At 66.0% G+C, this 20,123-nt stretch carries 14 protein-coding genes and 1 pseudogene; 8 read left to right on the forward strand and 7 right to left on the reverse strand.

Features of this window, described 5'->3' with window-relative positions:
- Positions 1–137: 137 nt before the first annotated feature.
- The gene (gene glmS / locus ACQUSX_RS06200) at positions 138–1,985 is read right to left on the reverse strand and encodes a glutamine--fructose-6-phosphate transaminase (isomerizing) (RefSeq protein WP_428906081.1); all 1,848 of its coding nucleotides are present in this window, start codon (positions 1,983–1,985) and stop codon (positions 138–140) included.
- A gap of 265 nt (positions 1,986–2,250) precedes the next feature.
- Between glmS and ACQUSX_RS15925 the strand changes: the two are divergent.
- Positions 2,251–2,562: pseudogene (locus ACQUSX_RS15925) on the forward strand (LCP family protein); the annotation flags it as partial.
- A 50-nt stretch (positions 2,563–2,612) separates the two neighbouring features.
- Here the strand turns inward: ACQUSX_RS15925 and coaA are convergent.
- The 5 genes from coaA to ACQUSX_RS06230 form a co-directional block, all read right to left on the reverse strand.
- Positions 2,613–3,557 carry a type I pantothenate kinase gene (coaA, locus tag ACQUSX_RS06210; RefSeq protein WP_428906082.1) on the reverse strand — a complete coding sequence of 315 codons (945 nt, stop codon included), beginning with the start codon at positions 3,555–3,557 and terminating at the stop codon, positions 2,613–2,615.
- A gap of 3 nt (positions 3,558–3,560) precedes the next feature.
- Positions 3,561–4,481: a class C sortase gene (locus ACQUSX_RS06215; RefSeq protein ID WP_428906083.1), complete on the reverse strand. Its 921-nt coding sequence runs from the start codon at positions 4,479–4,481 to the stop codon at positions 3,561–3,563.
- Between the two features lie 78 nt (positions 4,482–4,559).
- On the reverse strand, positions 4,560–6,083 hold the full coding sequence (locus tag ACQUSX_RS06220) for a SpaH/EbpB family LPXTG-anchored major pilin (RefSeq protein ID WP_428906084.1): 1,524 nt from the start codon (positions 6,081–6,083) through the stop codon (positions 4,560–4,562).
- Positions 6,084–6,171: 88 nt separating this feature from the next.
- Positions 6,172–9,609 (reverse strand): SpaA isopeptide-forming pilin-related protein, encoded by a 3,438-nt coding sequence (locus tag ACQUSX_RS06225; protein ID WP_428906085.1) that lies wholly within the window; start codon positions 9,607–9,609, stop codon positions 6,172–6,174.
- Between the two features lie 463 nt (positions 9,610–10,072).
- Positions 10,073–11,215 (reverse strand): sensor histidine kinase, encoded by a 1,143-nt coding sequence (locus tag ACQUSX_RS06230; protein ID WP_428906086.1) that lies wholly within the window; start codon positions 11,213–11,215, stop codon positions 10,073–10,075.
- A 236-nt stretch (positions 11,216–11,451) separates the two neighbouring features.
- Between ACQUSX_RS06230 and ACQUSX_RS06235 the strand changes: the two genes are divergently transcribed.
- From ACQUSX_RS06235 to ACQUSX_RS06265, 7 genes are all read left to right on the forward strand, one after another.
- Positions 11,452–12,108: a response regulator gene (locus ACQUSX_RS06235; protein WP_428906087.1), complete on the forward strand. Its 657-nt coding sequence runs from the start codon at positions 11,452–11,454 to the stop codon at positions 12,106–12,108.
- 52 nt (positions 12,109–12,160) lie between these two features.
- Complete coding sequence (gene galE, locus ACQUSX_RS06240) at positions 12,161–13,183, forward strand: UDP-glucose 4-epimerase GalE (RefSeq protein WP_428906088.1); 1,023 nt, start codon at positions 12,161–12,163, stop codon at positions 13,181–13,183.
- Positions 13,184–13,230: 47 nt separating this feature from the next.
- Positions 13,231–13,686: a VanZ family protein gene (locus tag ACQUSX_RS06245; protein WP_428906089.1), complete on the forward strand. Its 456-nt coding sequence runs from the start codon at positions 13,231–13,233 to the stop codon at positions 13,684–13,686.
- Positions 13,687–13,736: 50 nt separating this feature from the next.
- Positions 13,737–15,395 (forward strand): sensor histidine kinase, encoded by a 1,659-nt coding sequence (locus ACQUSX_RS06250; protein WP_428906090.1) that lies wholly within the window; start codon positions 13,737–13,739, stop codon positions 15,393–15,395.
- Entirely contained in the window at positions 15,392–16,516 is a 1,125-nt protein-coding gene (locus ACQUSX_RS06255; protein ID WP_428906091.1) for a hypothetical protein, read from the forward strand. Before ACQUSX_RS06250 ends, ACQUSX_RS06255 begins: the two co-directional genes overlap by 4 nt.
- Positions 16,500–17,495, forward strand: a complete 996-nt coding sequence (locus ACQUSX_RS06260; protein WP_428906092.1) for a glycoside hydrolase family 6 protein — start codon at positions 16,500–16,502, stop codon at positions 17,493–17,495. Before ACQUSX_RS06255 ends, ACQUSX_RS06260 begins: the two co-directional genes overlap by 17 nt.
- Before the next feature lie 82 nt (positions 17,496–17,577).
- Positions 17,578–18,540, forward strand: a complete 963-nt coding sequence (locus ACQUSX_RS06265) for a response regulator transcription factor (protein ID WP_428906093.1) — start codon at positions 17,578–17,580, stop codon at positions 18,538–18,540.
- Positions 18,541–18,583: 43 nt separating this feature from the next.
- On the opposite strand, the gene ACQUSX_RS06270 is transcribed toward ACQUSX_RS06265, so the two are convergent.
- Positions 18,584–20,062: a glycosyltransferase family 2 protein gene (locus ACQUSX_RS06270; protein WP_428906094.1), complete on the reverse strand. Its 1,479-nt coding sequence runs from the start codon at positions 20,060–20,062 to the stop codon at positions 18,584–18,586.
- Positions 20,063–20,123: the final 61 nt, after the last annotated feature.

A 20,123-nucleotide genomic window follows, 5' to 3' on the forward strand; every position in this document is an offset into this window, starting at 1 on the left:
CGTACGAACCCGGATCAGGCAAGCAGGTCGGTGCGGGTTCGCCAGAACTCCGGAGAATCACGCACCGTCCGGGCCGGATGCGCGATCACCTCAGTGCGCGGTGGCACATCTCCGGAGTTGCGGCGAACGAACCGGACCTACTCGACGGTGACGGACTTCGCGAGGTTGCGCGGCTGGTCGACGTCCAGGCCCTTCGCGGTGGCGAGCGCCATCGCGAAGATCTGCAGCGGCACGACAGCCAGCAGCGGCTCGAACATCGCCCCGGCGAGCGGGATACGGATGACCTCGTCGGCGTAGGGCAGCACGGCCGCGTCGCCCTCTTCCGCCACGACGATCACGCGGGCACCGCGGGCGCGGATCTCCTGGATGTTCGACACGACCTTCGAGTGCACCAGCGCGGAGTGGCGCGGCGACGGCAGAATCACGAACACCGGCTGACCCGGCTCGATCAGCGCGATCGGACCGTGCTTGAGCTCGCCGGCGGCGAAGCCCTCGGCGTGGATGTACGAGATCTCCTTGAGCTTGAGCGCGCCCTCGAGTGCGATCGGGTAGCCGACGTGGCGACCCAGGAACAGCACCGACCGGGTGTCGGCCATCCAGCCGGCGAGCTGCGAGACGTGCTCGCTCTCCTCCGCCAGCACCTGGGCGATCTTCTCCGGCAGCGCCCGCAGCTCGGCGACGTCGGCCGAGGCATCGGATGCCAGAACGCCGCGGACGCGACCCATGTGCAGGCCGAGCAGCAGCAGCGCGGTGATCTGCGCCGAGAACGCCTTGGTCGAGGCGACGGCGACCTCGGGTCCTGCGTGGGTGTACACGACGGCATCCGACTCGCGGGGAATCGTCGCGCCCTGCGTGTTGCAGATCGACAGCGTGCGCGCGCCGCGCTCGCTGGCGTACTTGACGGCCATCAGGGTGTCCATCGTCTCGCCGGACTGGCTGATCGAGACGACCAGCGTGTCGTCGCCGATCACCGGGTCGCGGTAGCGGAACTCGTGGGCCAGCTCCACGTCGACGGGAACGCGAGCCCACTGCTCGATCGCGTACTTGCCGACGAGGGCTGCGTAGGCGGCCGTGCCGCAGGCGGTGATGATGACACGATTGATGCCGGTGAACAGGGCATCCATGCCGTCGAGTTCGGGGATGACGACGGCGTCGCCCTGAACGCGTCCGCGGATCGTGTTCGCGACGGCCTCGGGCTGCTCGGCGACCTCCTTGGCCATGAACGAGGGCCAGCCGCCCTTCTCGGCGGCGGCGGCGTCCCACGACACCTCGAACGGCTGCGCTTCGACGGAGTTGCCGTCGAAGTCGGTGACGGCGACGGACGTCGGGGTGATCGCTACGATCTGGTCCTGGCCGATGGCCAGGGCGTTGCGGGTGTGCTCGACGAACGCGGCGACGTCGGAGCCGAGGAAGTTCTCGCCCTCGCCGAGGCCGATCACGAGCGGGGAGTTGCGGCGCGCGCCGACGACGAGGCCGGGCTGGCTCTCGTGCATGGCGAGAAGTGTGAAGGCGCCCTCGAGACGGGATACCACGTTGCGGAACGCGGTCTGAAGGTCACCGGATGCCCGGTACTCGCGCCCCAGAAGTGCTGCGGCGACCTCGGTGTCGGTCTCGCTGCGGAAGGTCGTACCCTCTGCCTCGAGTTCGGCGCGCAGCGCGGCGAAGTTCTCGATGATGCCGTTGTGGATGACGGCGAGGTTGTCGTCATCGGCGAGGTGCGGGTGGGCGTTGACGTCGGTTGGCCCGCCGTGTGTCGCCCAGCGCGTGTGGCCGATGCCGGTCTTCCCGTCGGGCATCGCGGTCTCCGCCAGGGAGTCGCGCAGGACGGCGAGCTTCCCGGCCTTCTTACGCATGTCCATCTCGCCGTTGTCGTCGATGACGGCGATGCCGGCCGAGTCATAGCCGCGGTATTCGAGGCGGGCGAGACCCGCGAGAAGGATGTCCTGGCTGGGCCGCGGGCCCACGTATCCGACGATTCCACACATAGGTTCCAGAGTAAACCGCGCTTTTTGCGAGGGATCTGAACGAAAAGGGTCGAGGCGCTCCCCGTCGCAGAGGTCTTCCCGACCGAGCGGTCCGAGGCTGTGAACCCCGAGGCCGTGAACATCCTGATGCTCAGATCGGATTCGCGCTCAGGTCTGAACGGCGATCTCGACAGCATCCGCGGTCAGCGCGCCGACACGATGCTGCTGATGCACATCCCTGCCGATCGATCATGTCGCGATCACCGACTTCGAGGGCTTCGCGGGCCTGACGGATGCGCTCGACGGCGTGACCGTGAACAACCAGATCGACTTCAGTCGCGGCGGTGAGCAGTACGCGCAGGGCACTATCGACCTGCGCGGCGACCGCGCGCTGACGTATGTGCGCGAGCGCAAGTCGTTCTCCGACGGCGACTACCAGCGCGTGCGCAACCAGCAGGCGTTCATCAAGGGCGTCGTCGACAAGCTGCTCAGCCGCGAGACGCTCACCGACCCGGGACGCATCGCCGAGTCGGTGGACGCGTTCCCGCCGTACCTGACGGTGGATGCCGGAACCATCGGCACCCTGGCGCTGGGCATGACCGATCTGAAGAAGGACGACATCGTCTTTCTCAGGCTGGACCGGGCGCGTCAGACCTTGCGCAGCTGCACAGTCTCCACCGCGTGGTCAGCGCCCTTGCGCAGCACCAGAGTCGCCCGGTGCTTGGTGGGCATGACGTTCTCGACCAGGTTCGGCATGTTGATCTCGTTCCAGTAGCCGAGCGCCGTCGCGACAGCCTCATCGTCGGTGAGGTGCGCGAACACGTTGAAGTATGACGACGGGTTGCTGAAAGCCCCCTTGCGCAGGGCGAGGAACCTGTCGGTGTACCACCGTTCGATGTGCTCGGTGTCGGCGTCGACGAAGATCGAGAAGTCGAAGAAATCGCTGACGGCCGGGTCGTGCGGTGCGGGCGGCGGCTGCAGCACGTTCAGACCCTCGACGATGACGACGTCGGGGCGGCGCAGCACCACGTGCGCGTCGGGAACGATGTCGTACCGCATGTGGGAATAGAACGGAGCCCGCACCTCTGCCTCGCCGCTCTTGACCCTGGTGAGGAATGACAGCAGGGCACGGCGGTCGTACGATTCCGGGAAGCCCTTGCGGTCCATCAATCCGCGGCGCTCGAGTTCGGCGTTGGGGTAGAGGAACCCGTCGGTGGTCACCAGCTCGACCCGCGGGGTGCCGGGCCAGCGGCTCATCAGCTCGCGCAGCAGGCGTGCGATGGTCGACTTGCCGACGGCGACCGAGCCGGCGACGGCGACGACGAACGGCGTGGTCGTGTCCTCTTCCTGCAAGAACGCGCTGGTGGCCGCGCCCAGCTGCCGGGTCGAGCTGGCGTACAGGCTGAGCAGTCGGCTCAGCGGCAGATACACCTCGCGCACCTCGGTGAGGTCGAGTCGGTCTCCGATCCCGCGGATCTCGACGACCTCGGTCTCGCTGAGTGGCTGATCCAGTCCTGCCGCGAGGCGCGCCCAATCAGCTCGTTCGATGGCGCGATACGGCGAGGGCGCGAGGGTCGGGTCGACGGCGGTCACGGGTTACATCGTACCGACGGGCTTGCTTCTGCGTGGTCGCGAGAAGCCGGCCAGCACGATCAGCACCACAGCCAGCAGCAGCGCACCTATCAGGATGACGGCCCACCACGGGAATCCTGGAATGTTCGGCACCTCCCCCGCCTGCTCGATGTCTTTGATCGGCGTCGGCGTGACCCGCGTGCCGGTCACCAGGTAGCGATGCGAGTTGATGCCGAGCGGCGTGCAGGTCACCAGCGTCACCAGGTCCTCGCCCTCCACCGCGCGCAGTGTGCCGGTGTCGGCGGGCTCGACCACCTGAGTGTCGACCACCTCGTATGTGAGCACCTCGCCGAACACCTCGATCGTGAAGCGGTCGCCCATCTTCACCTCAGGAAGGTTGTCGAACAGAGTGGCTTCGGGGAGTCCGCGATGGGCGGTGAGCACGGAGTGCTGAGAGCTGCCGCCCACTGGAAGCGACGTCCCCTCCAGGTGTCCGACGCCTCGCGTCAGAGTCTCGTCATCGGTGCCGTGGTAGATCGGCAGATCGATGTCGACTGATGGCACGCGCAGGCGCCCCATCACACCGCTAGGGGTCGCGCTGAGCAGCGAATCGTAGTCGTACTGCTCGACGGCGTCGGAGTCGGAGGTCGGCTTGTTCGCGTTGGCCGCGAGCAGTGCGCCGCTCTCGAGCAGGTCGTTGTATGCATGGGCGCGCACGAGTTCGGCGTGCAGGTCCGTTGCGTCGTGCTGCTCACCTGCGACATCGACGATCAGCTGCGATTGGTAGTACTGCGACAGCCAGCTCGCGACGTGGGGGTATTCGAGCACCCCCACCCCGAGCAGCATGACGAGCACCACGGCGAGCATGCCCCATGGCATCCGCCACCGTCGTCTCTTGGCGACCGGCTCGTCGTGATGTTCAGGTCGCACGTCCAGCAAAGTCATCTCAGTCCTCTCAGCACGGAAGGTGGGAAGACGATTGCCTTCCCACCTTCCGTTTCAGGAGATCAGCCCGTCAGCGGATCACTCCTCGACGCGGGAGCGGCGCGTCATCAGGAATCCACCGGCGGCGACTGCCAGGAGTGCGATGCCACCGACGGTGAACCACACTGCGCCGTTGCTGCCGGTGAGAGGCAGCGTCGGTCCGGGAACAGGAGAGTTGGCGACTTCGAGGGTCATGCTCGCAGTCTCACCGGCGGCCACGGTGATCGCACGGGGTGTGTCAACCGTCACGTAGCCTGCAGGCGCCTCGATCTCGACGACGCAGTAGACACGTTCGGTGGCACCGTTGGTCTCGTTGCCGACGTACAGGCCTGGGATCGCGACGACGCCGTCGTCGTTCGAGGTGAACTCGGTCTCGCCGCTGACCTCGAGTGCGTCGCCGAGGTCGGAGGCTGCGGCGGGGCACGTTCCGCCTGCGAGCGAGTCGTACACCGAGAACACCGCACCCTTGAGCGTCTTGCTCTTGTCGCCGGTCTGGTGCTTCAGGATCTCAGCCGGACCCCACAGCGTGTAGGTATTGCCGAGAGTCGCATCGTCGCCACCGGAGTTCTGGTAGGCGGTGTTCTTGATGTCGCCGTCGCCGACGGAGGTGACCATCGTGCTGAACGAGAACGTGAAGAACGTGCCTGCCGGCAGTGTGTTCGCCCAGGTCATACCCTCAGGAGTGAACTCGACCTCAAGCGTGCCTCCGGCCGCTGCCGGCGGAATGATGTCGTAGTTCGCAGCCAGCACGTCGGCCGTCGTCGCAGGGTTGCCCGGCGTCGTGTACTGCAGCGTCGGAGCAGGCGTCGCGGTGTACGTCAGCCGCGGGTCGAGCGTGTCGAGGATCGAATAGCTCTGCAGCGGTGCACCCTCATCGAACGATCCGAGCGGCAGAGTCGTGATGGTCCACGGGACGGTCGTCCCGAGGCCGTTCGAGACCGGTTCGCCGACCACCTTGTCACCGCTGCCCTCGAGAGTGTTCTTCGGGTAGGTGTGCACGTCGTACAGCCAGGTCGTCGTGTCACCGCTGACGCTGGGGTACGGGATGCTGACGTAGAACTCGACGGCATCGCTGGTCACGCTGTCCGGAGCGTCGGTCTCCTGGACGTAGTAGAAGCCGAGGGGCAGGCCGGCGAACACGGCCTCACCGGTCGTCGCATCTGTCACGGCGGACTCGGCGTCGTCGGTCACCAGGCAGTACGGGTCTTCTGGAGCCGCGTTCTGGTTGACGCCCTGTGCTGCTGTCCAGCCCGCAGCGGTTGTGAGATCGAGTGGGACGCAGACGCCGCCATCGAGCTGCCCAACCGGGGTGACGGTGAACTCCACGCCACCGAGCGGCGGACGAGTCACGTCCTGCTTGGTGCCGTTGTGCGCTACGTCGGTAGTTTTCGAGCCGGCGTACTTGTGCACCGTCAGCGAGCCGGTTTCAGGCGCCTCCGGGTTCCCTGGCGCAACGCCCGCGGCACTCGCCATGCTTGCGCCCCCAATGAGACCCGCCGCGACGAGGGCGAGAACGCCCGCACCGGAAGCGAGTCGCCGCAATGGCTTCCTCGTGGTTTCCATCTGTTCCTTCTTTCTATGCTTCGCCGCCCCACACGGCGAAGGAGTGGGTTGAATCAAGCCCGGGTCGAGCTTGTGGGTGGATGAGTCGTCAGGCGTTCGTGGCGTGCTTGCGAATCCACGCACGTCTTGCGATGAAGAGCGCTGCGCCGAGAAGCAGGATGCCGAGGCCTGCGAACTTGTAGAAGTCGGCGCCAAGACCGCCGGTCAGCGGCAGCGTCGGAGCTGTCGCGAGTGTGTTCTCGATCGGGTCGACGGAAACGGCGAGCGCGGCGCCGCTGATCGTGAACTGATGTGACGTGGAGTCGAGCATGTAGCCGAGCGGCGCCGAAGTCTCGGTGAGCGTGTACTCGCCCCAGTGGAGACCCTCAAGGAGGAACGCACCCGCTGCCGGGTCCTTGTCGAGAGATGTGCAGTCTGCGGCATCTGTCTCGATGCAGTCCGTGACCGTCACACCAGACCCGAGTCCCGGGCCGGTCAGCAGCCACTCCGAGCCGCCCAGCAGGTCGCTCGTGTCAGCGGCGATCTTCGTCCACGTGACCGAGCCGGGGTTGTCGACGTTGGTGAACGTGCACACCACGTTCGCCCCTGCGGCGACCGTGACCGTGCCGCTGTTGAGCGTTCCGCCGGTGCAGGCCAGGTCGTCCTGCGAGTAGCCGTCGATGTCCGCCTCGCTGAGCACGTAGGAGCCCGTCGCCACGTACTTCGTGTCGCCCGAGTCGAATACGAGCCGAGGGCTGGCGCCGAGCTGTGCGAACAGTCCGTCGTTCCAGTCGTCCGAAGTCGCCGACCCGCCGAAGCTGTTCTCCACGTTCTTCACGAGCGTGAGCCGCTGGCACTGCACGGTGTTGGTGACCATGTAGGCGTTGGATGCTGAACCCAGCGTGGTCTCGTAGCCGGTGGATGCCAGCGCGACCGAACCGGTGATGCCGGTGCCTGCGATCGTGCTGCCGGTCAGGACGCATCCGGGAACAAGCGCCGGATCGAATGTCGTGGCCTCGCCGATCTTCAGTTTGTCGCCGATGACGAAACCGGTGCGCGTCTGGCCCCAGCCGAGGTCGCCGCTGCCTGATCCCGCCGGGTCGAGGCTGAGCGCGGCATCCATGCCATCGGGCTGGCTGCCGTGCGCCACGGTCTCACCGTCGATGACCCACTGCTTGTTGACGACGACTGATGCGGGCGTCGCCTCACGGTTGGTGAAGACGCACGAGAGTGCACCCGAGTTCGGCTTGAGGCCCGGGATCGTCACCGAGGTTCCGCTCACCGTCACGGTCAACGGTTGGGCATCGAGCGTGCACTGCACTGAGTCGAGCGTCCAGCCGGGCTGCGCGTCTTCGGAGAGCTTCAGCACCGCGGTCTGCCCGGCCGGCTGTGTGAACCTCACGGTCCAGCGCGCCTTGCCCGCATCGCCGGATGCCGTGGTCTGCTCCGCAGCTCCGGTCAGCGACACGGCGGAACTCGTCCCCCCTTCGAGTGACGCGGTGAAATCCCATCCGGCAGCCAGAGTGGTCGTCGTATTGTCAGCACGCTTCAGCGTCTTCGAGACATCGACCGGCACCTGGCAGGTCGCCGCGGTCACGATGTCCGACAGAATCTGCTTTAGTGCATCCCAATCGCCCTGCAGGTAGTCGGAGCCTGCAGTCTGCCCCGACACGGCACGAAGGTTCTTCGCTACGGCAGATCCGGACGCACCCGCGCCGACGCCCACAGCGACCACCCTCACGCCGTCGCGCTTAAGTGCATTCGCGGCGTACATCGGAGCCTCCAGCGAGCGCAGAGTCACTGCGGTACTGCTCGGACCCGTGCCGTTGAGGATGTAGTTCGGCGCGCCGTCCGTCACGAAGAGGACCATGTCGTATGAGCTGGTGCTCCCCTGGAACGCGCTCAGCGCGGAGTCCCAGTTCGTCGCATTGCCCGAGCCTCCTGGACGGGTGCCCGGGATGAGGTCGCGCAGAGTCGAGTTGTTCGTCGGCAGGGTCTGCGGCGTGGAGGCGTTGCCGTGGTGCCAGCCGTTCGGAGAGGCGATGTTGGAGCCGAAGCCGAGGATCGACACCAATGCGCCCTCGCTGCGCAGAAGTCCGAGCACCGAGCTGGGTGCGGTGCCGTTGCTGCTGCCCACGAGCGCCTCGCGGAAAGTCGTCCACTGGTTCGAGCTGATCGATGCGGACTGGTCGATGATGATGCCGATCCGCAGCGGAGCTGCTTCACACTTAGGAACAATGCTCGGGTTGTTGTACGAGCCGACGACCGCTCCGAACGAGCCGGCCTCCGCCGTCGTGGCATTCGTTCCGGGCAGATCGCTGCTGCTCAGGTCGGACGAGGTCATCGGCATCGTCAGAGCCGTGGAACCCGCCGTCAACCGCTTCGTGAGTCCCACGAGCCGACGAATGTCCTGCGGTCCGGAGTAGCTGCCGACGTAAAGCTCCGGGTTCGAGTAGGTGTTCTCGCCGGCAACGGAACCAGGCGTCGGAGCCTCTTCGACGACCCAGAACCGGTCGTTGTAGTTCGAGCCACCGTTCTGCACATCAGTGACGGTGATCGTGCACTGCCCACCCGCGGTGATCTCGCAGTGGAAGCCCGTGGGCTGCCCAGGGGCACTGTTCTGATTCGTGTACAGACGGAAGTTCGACCCGACGGTGTCGGAGTAGTTGTTGCCGACGGGACCGTTGGTGGTCGTCGGCTCGGCGAAGATGCGCTTGGTCACGATGATGTCGCGGGTCGTCAGCAGCTTCTGCGGCACGAAGTTCCCGAAGTCGTAGCTGCTCACGCCACCGCTGTTCGCCCAGTTCGCGCTCGACATTTCGTTCCAGTTGTTGGCGGAGAACGAGTATGTCGAGCCGTCGTACTCCCAACTCGTCGATGTCGACGCCGCGCGCACGCGCCACCGCTGCGAGGTAGTCATCGTGCCGACACCGCCCTGGCCGCTGATCACCTGGAACTCGCCGGGGTCAGGGTCGCGATCGGCGCCGGTGCACGGAGCTGTGACGCAGTCGGAGATCGAGTACGTCTGGCCCCAGTTGCTCGACGAACTGGAACGGGGCCCCTCCACTTGGAACGTCGCACCGCCGATCAACGCCGACGAAGAACTCGAGGTTTCGCGCACATCCCAGTACAGGTACGGCGAGCCGACCCCTGGTTCGGGGCCGAGCACCATCGGAGTGACAAGCTCGGACTTCTCCGCCGCGCTGCCCTGCGAGAGGGGCGCCAGCGGCTTCGTCGCCTCGCTCTGAGCGGGCTGGCCTTCTTCGGCCGCGGACTTCGTCTCGGCCGGCAGATCGGCAGGCGTCTGACCGTCAGCTTGCCCATCTACCGCTCCACCGTCAGTCGCCGGCGGCGTGCCGCCTGTCTGCTCGGCGACCGGCTCATCGCCAGCCGGCGCATCACGCTTCTCTGCAGGAGCGTCGCCCTTCGGAGCCGACGCCGGCGCGGACGTCTCCGACGCAGCAGGCTGCGTCGTGGACTCTGCCTGCGACGTGGATTGCACCGTCAGATCGACGGTGCCGTCGGCCGGCGGTTCGCCTTCGGCCATCGCAACACTCGCGCCACCCAGCAGGAGCGCACCGACCGTTACGCCGACAGCAATAATTCGCAAAGGGCGCGCCGAAACAGCGCCCAAGAACTTCCCCATGAAATCCCCAAGTATCACCTGGAGACGCTTGATACGACGGTCCCATCCGTCGTAGCGGCCCCAGCCCCAGTGTGTGCGAAGCGATTGTTCGGATACCCCAGTCGCTCCGCAGTGGTGACGTTACACGGTCAGCGCGCTCCCAGGCAACAAATTCTTTCGGCGCGTTCAGAAACGGCGACAGGTCAGGATCAGCCGACCGCGGGCGCAAGTAGATCAGAAAGCCTAGAAAGTGCGCCCGCGATCGCGGCGTTGGGGACGCCGATACTGGGGAATCTCCACGGTAACCGGCGCTTCCCCGCGTTCAATAGTGTCGAACGGCGAGACCGCCCTAGACGTTCGTCTAGATATCCGGTCGTGCGGCACCTCAGGTGACCGGAAGGCGCGCGGAGACACGCCAGTGATCGCCCTGAACGCCAGAGCTGAATTCACCGCTGGCACCGATCACGCGCTCCGTCATGCGCTTCAGACCGGTTCCGCTCGATGGCAGATCCCGGCGCGGAGCCGTGGCGAGCGGACTCAGGATGGTCAGCGCGACGGCGTCGTCGTCGGTCTCGACACGGATGGTGACGTCACCGGAGCCCGCGTACTTGAGGATGTTCGTGGTGGATTCGCGGACGATGCGCGCGAGCACGATCTCGGCGATGCGTGGAATCCGATCGTCGGTCGACGACCCGTCCACGATTACGTGGTGTCCCGCCGCTTCGATCTCGGCGCCGGCCTCGGTGATCGCCGTGTCGAGGTCGCCCATGTGCACCGCAGCGGAACGCGGCCCGTCATCGGCGAGATCGATCACGAAGCGCAGATCCGCCATCGCTTTGCGTGCGGCGATGCGAATCGCGTCTTGAGAGTCTCTTCGGATGCTCGGATCGTCGAGCAGCTGCACGTGCAGTGCCACCACGGTGAGGTGGTGGGCGATGCTGTCATGCAGCTCGCCGGCGATCCAGCGCCGCTCGGCGAGAACGGCCTGGCGTTCTTGTTTTGCGCTCTCGGCGAGCCGCTTCTCCAGGCTCTGCCCACGAGCGGAGGCGAGTCGCAGCGCGAAGCCGATGGCGCCCGCGACGGCAGCGACCAACAGGTAGATGCCCACATTGACAGGGGTGCCGGCATCACCGTAGGCGACGATGGCCGTGGCGACAAGGAAGCCGGCGCCATACGACAGAACGTGCGCAGTGCCGCCGAGCCGCATCACCATGCCTGCCGCAACAGCAGCCGCGAAGAGCACGACCGAGTCCTTGCCCGCAAGCGCCGAGACGGCGAAGACGAGTCCGAGCGCCGCAGTCGCAGTGGCCGGCCACCAGAGGTAAAGCGCGAACACCGCGGTTGCGGTGACGCTCAGAACGGATCCGGCGACGTCGACTCCCGGCGAGAAGATGACGCCGAAGATGTCGAGGGCCGAAAGTACGACGAGAAACGCGAGTGTGACGATCCGCTCGACGGTGGTGAGACGCTCACCACGACTCAGTCGCAGGCGGCCCGGGTCGTCGCGCATGGACAGGCCAAAGGGCATGACCTCAGTATCGTGCATGACTGATGATGTGGACGATAGACTTAACGGATAGCGCCGAAGAGGCGTGCAAGCTGCTCCCAGATGGACATGGATTCACCTCCAAAGTGAACGTTTGTCTAGGTATGTATTGATCCTCTCGGTATCCGAAAGGATTCACATCTGGCTTACGGCCAGACCTCGCTACCCAAACGTCTAGATCGCCGCTGACCTTCTGGCAGCACCGTTAGGCTCGACACATGGCCCAGATCAGAGTCCTCGTCGTCGACGATGATCCGCTCGTGCGCTCTGCGCTCTCCCACTTCGTGGCGCGCGATCCAGAGGTCGATGTCATCGGTCAAGCCGAGAACGGGCTCGAGGCGATCGCCTTCCTTGAGCGCGATCTGGCCGACGTGGTGATGATGGACGTGCAGATGCCCGAGATGAACGGGATCGAGGCCACGGCGGCGATCGCGCAGCGCTGGCCCGAAGTGCGCATCCTCGCCGTGACCACGCTCGACGGCAGCGACACCGTCCTGCCCATGCTGAGTGCGGGCGCCTCGGGTTACCTGCTCAAGGACTCGAGTGCCGAGAGCATCCTGGCCGGTGTGCGCGACGTGCACAGCGGGGTGAGCTCTCTGTCACCGCGGATCGCTTCTCTCCTGGTGCGCCATGTGCGCAGCACCGCTCCGTCGAACGATTCCGCCGACGCGCTGGAGCCGTTGACGGAGCGCGAGAACGATGTTCTGCAGCGCCTGGCGAAGGGCATGTCGAACGCCGAAATCGCGCAGTCGATGATCGTCTCGGAAGGCACCGTCAAAGCGCACCTCGGTCGGATCATGTCGAAGTGGCAGCTGCGCGATCGCGTGCAGATCCTCGTGGCCGCCGCCCACGCCGGAATCGTCGACTTCCGCTGATCGCCGTCCGTCGTTGAGCGACCTGGGCAGTGCGGGTGGGTAGGCTCGTCTCGTGCGCATTCTTCTCGCCGGCGGAGCCGGCTACATCGGATCCCATGTCGCTCTCGTACTGCTCGAAGCCGGGCATGATGTGCTCGTCGTCGACGATTTCTCGAACAGCGCGCACGCCGCGATCGACCGGGTGCAGCACCTCACCGACCGCACGGTCGAGCTCATCGAGTGCGACCTCTCCGACTTGGCGACCTCACGGGCGGCGCTGCGCGACCAGGAGTTCGACGCCGTCATCCATCTCGCAGGTCTCAAGGCCGTCGGCGAGTCGGTGGCCGAGCCCGCGCGCTACTACCGCACCAATCTCACCGCCACCCTGAACCTGCTCGAGATCATGGCCGAGCACGGCGTGAACAGGCTCGTGTTCAGCTCGTCCGCCACTGTGTACGCGCCGGCCGCGGAGGGCGTCGAGAACCTCGACGAGTCGCAGCCGGCAGGTCACGGCATCACGAACCCGTACGGCTGGACGAAGGCGATGAACGAGCAGATCATCCGCGATATCCAGGTGAGTCGCCCCGAGCTCGAGGCGGTTCTGCTGCGCTACTTCAACCCGGTCGGCGCGCACCCGTCCGGTCGCATCGGTGAGGATCCCTCAGGCATTCCGAACAACCTCATGCCCTTCGTCGCGCAGGTTGCGATTGGGCGTCGCGAGCGCCTCGCGGTGTTCGGCGACGAGTACCCGACCCACGACGGCACTGGCGTGCGGGATTACATCCACGTGATGGATCTGGCCGAAGGCCACCTCGCCGCGCTGGATCACCTGCGCCCCGGCGTGGCGACCTACAACCTCGGCACCGGCGTCGGACAGAGCGTTTTCGACGTGGTGCGTGCGTTCTCGGATGCCAGTGGCCGCGAGATCCCGCATGGGGTCGTCGCACCGCGTGCGGGTGATGTGGCGCGCGCCGTGGCCGACCCGTCGAAGGCGAACCGCGAGCTCGACTGGAAGGCGAAGCGCTCGTTCGCCGACGCCTGCCGCGACACGTGGACGTGGCAGTCGCAGAACCCGAACGGGTACACGGGCGGCTGATGTGCGCGGGCCCAGGCTCAACCACTCATAGCGTCCAGACTCGCCCCATGCCCGACCGCCGAACTCCGCCCTTCGCGATCGCCGCCCGTTCGCTGCTCGTGCCTTACGTCGTGGGCGTGGCACTGATCGTCTGGCTGCCGGCATCCGCGGCGGGTCGGGTCACCGGCATCGCGTTCCGCATCGCACGGTACGTCAGTGAGAACTACGGCATCTCGTACGCCACGAGTGCAACGGCATTCGAATTCCTCGCGAACATCGCGCTGTTCGTGCCGCTCGGCCTTCTGCTGGTCGCCGGCTGGCCTCGCTCGAACGCCTGGATCGTGCTGCTGATCGGATACTCTGCGAGCGTCACGATCGAGCTGGTCCAGACGATGCTGCCCAGCCGCTACCCGACGCTCTCGGACGTCATCGCGAACACGCTCGGCACCGCGATCGGATGCCTCGTCGTCCGGCTGTTCGTCCAACGTCGGGCGGCGTTGCGGCCAGCGACCGCCGCTCCCTGAGCCGTTCGAGAGAGCGCAGCGACCTACCCCGCCGAGATACAATGACGCTCATGCTGAGGGGGTCGCGCGCGTCTTCATCGCCGGCGCTCCATTACTTCGGCGATACGCGCTGCCGATCGATCTGGCAATGGCAACTGATCCTCGCGTTCACGGTTGTGGTGATCGTGGTGGGTGTCGCCCTGCTCACGCCGGCGCGTCTCGCGGACGCGCGATTCGCGCTCGGAGTTTTCGCGGTCATCGCGATCTCGGTCGTCGCGCTGGCCGTCCCCTGGCATCGCATCGGCGCCACGGGCGTGCTCGTGCTGCCGGTCCTCGACTCGTTCGCAATCGCCCTGATCGCGGCGGGAGACACTGCGGCCGCGACGTTCCTCTGGGTGTTTCCCGTCGCGTGGGTCGCGTCGTACTACTCGACAGGCGTGCTGATCGGCCTGCTGTCGCTGCTCGGCGTGCTGCGCCTCATCAACCTCTTCGCGCTCGGACTCACGGTTGAGACGACGATCAACGTCCTGATCCTGCTGATCACGCTAGGTTTCGTCGGCGTCATCATGTCCGTCGGGACTGAGCGCAATCGCTCAAGCCGCCGCCTGCTGAGTGCCCAGTCCGACCGGCTCGGGCACGCCCTGCAGCGAGTCAATGATCAGGGTGCTCGCAACCGCCGCCTGCTCGACTCCCTCGACATCGGCATCGCACGGGTTGGGGGCGGCGGGCTGATCGAGATCTCGAACGACGCCTTCCACACGATCTTCGCGCTCGACGCCGCCGCCCGCTTCCATCCGAGCCGTGCGGTCGAGTACCGCACCAGACGCGGCGAGCCGGTGCCCTCAGATCAGACGGCGATCGCGCGTGCCTCTCGGGGAGAGCTGTTCTCAGACGAGATCGTCTGGCTTTTCGGTCTCGATGGACAGTGGCGGGCGGTGAAGACGTCGACGAAGGCGATCGACCACGGGATGGTCACTGACGACGGTCTGCTGCTGATCGTGGAGGACGTCACCGAGCTCGCCGATCCCCGCGCGGGCGAGGATGCCAGACGCCGCACGATCTCACACGAACTGCGCAACCCGCTCACCGCCATCCTCGGGCACATCGATCTGCTGCTGGAGCGAGAGGATCTCGCCGATTCGGCGCGCACGCAGCTCGAGGTCGTCGAACACGCCGGGTCGCGGATGCAGCGGCTCATCGACGATGCTCTCGCCATCTCCAGGGAACGACAAGACGACGCAGCAGTCGACTTCGACCTCGCCGACATCGCCCGCGCCTCTCTGGAGGGATTCGCACCTGCAGCGGAATCAGCGGGGGTCACGGTCGACGTCGTGCTCGACGAGACGTTGTGCGTGCGCGGCGACGCGTTCCGCCTCCGGCAGGTGGTGGACAACATCGTCGGCAACGCAATCAAGTACGCGCAGCGTGGCGGCCACGTCTCCGTGTGGGGGTCCCGTCCTACGGATGGCGAGATCGCGCTGCGCGTCTCCGACACCGGCATCGGCATCAGCGAGGAAGACCTGCCCCGCATCTTCGACCGCGAGTTCCGCACCGAGCTGGCGCGGGAACGCGGCATCCCGGGCACAGGTCTCGGACTGAGCATCTCACGCGACATCGTCGCCGCCGAAGGCGGCCGGCTCGAGGTTCAGAGCGAGCTCGGGCAGGGCACCGAAGTCACCGTCGTCCTGAGTGCTGTCTCCGAGACCTCCTATGAACGGAAGCCCGCATGATCACGTCCACCCTGGTGATGCCGGTCATCGCCGTCTCCACCCTGGCGACCGTAATCTTCATCGGCCTCGGGTTCCTGCCCCGCCCGTCGCGCCCCACAGCGATCTGGTCGGCCGTCTTCGCGCTCGCAATGATCGGGTCCTACGCATGGCTGGCACAGGACTTCGTCTATCCCGATCAGCTGCGCGCTCTCGGATCCGCGCTGGTGATCGCGCCGATGTCGCTGCTGTGGTCGGGGATCCGGGCATACCGCGGCCTGCATCGGCAGTTCGTACCGCTCTCCATCGCCGTGCTCGTGGCAACTCCGCTGTTCCTGATCGCGTCGACGTTCTTCGGTTTCTACGGAATCGCATTCCGGGTGGTCTTCTGCGCGAACGCGGTGCTCGCCGTTCTGAGCTTCCTCGAGCTCATTCGGCTCGGACCGCAGCTGCGTGACGAGGCGTTGCCCCTGATGGGCGCTTCTGCGGCGTTCGTCGTCTTCGCCGCGATCACGACCATAAACGGGGTGCTCGTGGCCGGCGGCACTCTTCACCCCGCCGACGGCCTGCAGTTTCTGCACACGATCACCATGACCGGCACCTCCGTGTACGGCGTATGCGCACTCGTCACGACGCTGCTGCTGACCACTCGTGCCGACGTTACCGCCGTGTCGACGCACGGCTCGTTCGAGCGCACAGCCCGGAACCGCCTGAACCGTGCCAGGGCGGCCAACGACCAGTGGTGGTCACTGCTCGATGTCCGCCTGGACGATCCCGACGACATCCGATTGGCATCCACCACCGCAGCTCTCAACGCGGTGACCCAGAAGCTCGCCTGCGACATCGACAGCGTCCTCCCCGCCGACTCCGACATCGAACGGATCAACCCGACCTGCTTCCTGGTGCTCGTTCCACGTCCGCAGGGCGGCGTGCGCGAGCTCGTCACCGAGCTGCTGGAACGCATCTCGGCCTCAGAGGACGAGCGATCGTTTCCCATCCGCGTGTCGGCGAGCATCGGCTGGGCGCCGGTCTCAGCCGTCGGCTACGACTACGGCGCTCTGGTCGGCGCAGCCTCCGACGCGGCTGAGAAGGCCTACGCGAACGGCGGAGACAGATGGGAACGCGTCCATGCAGCGAGCGAGTAGCCGCCGATTACTCGCCGCGCTCGCCGCGGCCGGCGCGATGATCGCGATCATCGGCCTCGTGCTGGCCGTGATATTCGTGCAGCGCTGGGCCTTCACCATCTCGGCGCGGGCACCTTCAATCGGCACGGTCGTGCTCGTCCCTGAGCAGTCGAAGGCGCAGCATGCGCTCGATGTCGGAACGATGGATGCCAAAGCCACGGCAGCGGCGGAGTACCTGGCGTCCCAACCGACTGCATATTGGCTCACCCCGGAGCAGGATCCGATCGGTACAGCGGGCCGAACGGTGTCCGATCTGACGGCGCAGGCACGCAAGCAGGACGTCTCGCTCGCGGTGGTCGTATACGGCCTTCCCGAACGCGACTGCGGAAACCACTCGGCAGGCGGCCTGTCCGATGCCGATTACCGGGGCTGGGTCGACGAGATCGCCGTAGCCCTCGACGCGGCGCCTGATCTGCAGAAGATCGTCATCCTCGAGCCGGACAGCCTCGCGCTCGCGCCGGAGTGCGGCAATCTCGACCAACGCGTCACGCAGTTGCAGGCGGCCGTGGACGCGCTGGAATCGCCCGGTACGTGGATCTATCTCGATGGCGGACACAGCGGATGGCTGCCGGCTGTGGAGATGGCCGAACTGATCGCTGCGGTGGATGCCGGAGACAAGGTGCGCGGATTCGCGACGAACGTGTCGAACTATCGCTCCACCTACGACGAGTTCGATTATGCGCGAGCCCTTTCGGCAGCGCTCGGGGGAATGCACGCGATCATCGACACCTCACGTAATGGAGCCGCATCGGCCGGAGCGGAGTGGTGCAATCCTCCGGGTCAACGCGTCGGTGACGCCGGAGGCACGTTCGGCGATGACGTCGTCGACACAAACCTCTGGATCAAGCCGCCCGGCGAGAGCGACGGTCCGTGCAACGGCGGTCCGGCGGCCGGCGTCTGGTGGCCCGAGGGAGCCGCAGATCTCATGCGTACCGGCTGACGCCCACGATGACAGCGTCAAGAGCGTCCCTGTAGCATGTCGGTAAGTCCTGATTTCTCCAACCGAGTGGAGTGCGCTGCCGATGTTCGATGATCCCCAGGGCCCCAGAACTGCGGTGATCGTCGAGGACGATCCGGACGTGCGGCACCTTCTCTCCGAAGTCTTGGAATCCGCGGGTTTCTCGACGATCTCCGTCGGCAACGGCATCGACGGCGTTCGCGCAGTACTCACCTACCGGCCGCTGATCACAACGCTGGACGTGAACATGCCCGGCATCGACGGGTTCGAAGCAGCCCGCCGAATCCGTGCGCAGAGCGACACCTACATCCTCATGCTCACCGCTCTGGACGACGAGGCGGATGTCGTGCTCGGACTGACCGCGGGCGCTGATGAGTACCTCAACAAGCCATTCCGTCCTCGTGAACTGCGCGCACGCATCGACGCCCTGCTGCGACGACCACGGCACACCGCAACAGCGCCACGTCAGGAGCAATCGGGCCCTTCGTTCCCCGGAACCCGCCCGGCACAGCCGGGGTCCGCCCCGGATCCGCCACGAGCGCCGGAGGCAGCACTCGGTCCGGCCCCGCAGCCGGATCCTGCACCGGCTCCTCCCTACGCACCCGCCCCTGGGCGGACTGTCGTGCTCGGACCGGACGGACCGGTCGAGTACGTCGCGCCCGCAGATCCCCCCTCGCCAGCCGTCGACCAAGATGCGTGGGCGACTCATCGCGACCTGCGCCTGAACACGGCATCCCGAGTCGTTCTCATGCGGGACGTCGAGGTCGATCTCACCCGCACGGAGTTCGATCTGCTGTGCGCGCTGATGGAGTCGAAACGGCGAGTGCGCAGCAAGGCCGACCTGACGCTCGTACTGCGTGGCGAGTCTTATGTGACGAGCTACTTCGTCGGTGACGCCGACAAGCGTGCGATCGAGGCTCACATGACCAACCTGAGACGCAAGCTCGGCGACAATCCGGTGCAGCCGCGCTACATAGAGACGGTGCGCGGGGTGGGCTACCGCCTTACCGCCGAAATCTCCAGTTGAGTGCGAGCGGGCACGATCTGACACGCGCCGTCGCCAGGCCTGCTCAGACCTTGTACCCCTGGTAGCGGCGCAGCAGCTTGAAGATCATCAGCACCGTCTGGACGACGGTGACGACGCCGACGATCGGCCAGCCGACCCAGAGGATCGCGGACTGCGCGACGGGACCCAGCAGACTCCACCCGACAGCGAGGCCCGCGAGTACGACGGCGAGCATGATCAGCGGCATCCAGTGCCCGCTTCCGCTGCCGCGTTCGGCCTTGGCCTGCATCGCCCAGTTGTCGACTTTCTTTCGCGATAGGAACCGGAACCACGATCGCATGAAATGGCTCAGCCTGATCCACATGAAGATCTCGGCGGGAAAGATCAGCACCGCGAAGAGCACGTCGCTGTTCTTGCGATCCTTCATCGTCATCGCGACGCGCACATTCAACAGCACTGCGGTCGCGACCGGCAGCAGCCACCAGGGCGAGAACACGAACGCGTCGATCGAGAGGGACCCCGCCAGCAGCGTGAGGAAAGCGATGCGCACGAACAGGTTGGTGAGCATTCCGAAGTTCTCGAACCAGCGAAGACGCAGGTTGGGGTGGAACGGTTGGCCCTTCGTATCGCCTCGCTGTCCCGGCCACATGAGCTCGATGGCGCCGTACGTCCACTTGACCTGCTGGGCGTCGTAGGCCCGCAGCGTCGTCATGCCGCCGACATCGGCGCGGGCGTACGGGCTGATCTTCGTCAGGAAGCCGGCGCTCTTGATCTGGAGCGACAGCAGCGAATCCTCGACCTCGCTGTCCTTCACCCACGGAGTGCGCTGATGGTTGGCCTTCATCACCGCTCGGAGCGCACTGGTGGAGAATATCGAGAACTGCCCGCCGAGCACGGCCATGTTGCGGCCGCGTAGCAGGTTCTGAAGGTTGAATGCGGCGAACTGGGTGCGCTGGCCGGCGATGAGGAACTTCGGGATCATTCCTTTGATCGGCTCGGTGTCGATCGAGTAGATCGCCGAGATTCCGCCGATGCGAGAGTCGGAAACCGCTTCGGTCTCGAGGTACTCCACGGCACGCTTGTCGCCGATCGTGTCGCCGTCCACGCCGAGCAGATAGTCGTACCCCTCGACGAGCGAGTAGCCGTAATTCAGAGCGCCGACCTTCTTGTCGGGGTTCTTGCCGATGTCATGGACGAACACCTCGGTGAACTGCTCGCCGAGTTCGGTGACGATCTCGTGAGCGCCGGCGAATTCGGATGCCACGCGCACGGTGTCGTCGGTGGTGTTGTTGACGACGATGTGGATGACGTCGGGCACACGGGTCTGGCCGAGAAGCGACGTGATCACGCCGGCGATGGATGCTTCTTCGTTGTACGCCGGGATGACGCATCCGACCGTGGACCGGTGCACGGACGTCTGCTCGAAGACATCCGCGAAGTCGTCGGCGAAGCCCGCCACATAGTCGCGCTCGCCGGCGACGAACTCATCATCGCGTTTGGCGTACGGCTCGATGGACCGGTGGGCGGTGAACGGCGTCGACATTATGGCCTCTGATCCGGCGGAGCACTTGGGTCTGGGCTCCCCCGGATCAATCCTCGTACAT

The sequence above is a fragment of the Microbacterium alcoholitolerans genome (genome assembly GCF_050408615.1).
Classification (GTDB): Bacteria; Actinomycetota; Actinomycetes; order Actinomycetales; family Microbacteriaceae; genus Microbacterium.

Coding starts and splice junctions, on each gene's coding strand:
- ACQUSX_RS06265 (WP_428906093.1), top strand. CDS start 17,578: ATGTTCGATGATCCCCAGGGCCCCAGAACTGCGGTGATCGTCGAGGAC.
- ACQUSX_RS06245 (WP_428906089.1), top strand. CDS start 13,231: ATGCCCGACCGCCGAACTCCGCCCTTCGCGATCGCCGCCCGTTCGCTG.
- ACQUSX_RS06255 (WP_428906091.1), top strand. CDS start 15,392: ATGATCACGTCCACCCTGGTGATGCCGGTCATCGCCGTCTCCACCCTG.
- ACQUSX_RS06225 (WP_428906085.1), bottom strand. CDS start 9,609: ATGGCCGAAGGCGAACCGCCGGCCGACGGCACCGTCGATCTGACGGTG.
- ACQUSX_RS06230 (WP_428906086.1), bottom strand. CDS start 11,215: ATGCCCTTTGGCCTGTCCATGCGCGACGACCCGGGCCGCCTGCGACTG.
- ACQUSX_RS06220 (WP_428906084.1), bottom strand. CDS start 6,083: ATGGAAACCACGAGGAAGCCATTGCGGCGACTCGCTTCCGGTGCGGGC.
- ACQUSX_RS06260 (WP_428906092.1), top strand. CDS start 16,500: ATGCAGCGAGCGAGTAGCCGCCGATTACTCGCCGCGCTCGCCGCGGCC.
- ACQUSX_RS06235 (WP_428906087.1), top strand. CDS start 11,452: ATGGCCCAGATCAGAGTCCTCGTCGTCGACGATGATCCGCTCGTGCGC.
- ACQUSX_RS06250 (WP_428906090.1), top strand. CDS start 13,737: ATGCTGAGGGGGTCGCGCGCGTCTTCATCGCCGGCGCTCCATTACTTC.
- ACQUSX_RS06215 (WP_428906083.1), bottom strand. CDS start 4,481: ATGACTTTGCTGGACGTGCGACCTGAACATCACGACGAGCCGGTCGCC.
- ACQUSX_RS06270 (WP_428906094.1), bottom strand. CDS start 20,062: ATGTCGACGCCGTTCACCGCCCACCGGTCCATCGAGCCGTACGCCAAA.
- glmS (WP_428906081.1), bottom strand. CDS start 1,985: ATGTGTGGAATCGTCGGATACGTGGGCCCGCGGCCCAGCCAGGACATC.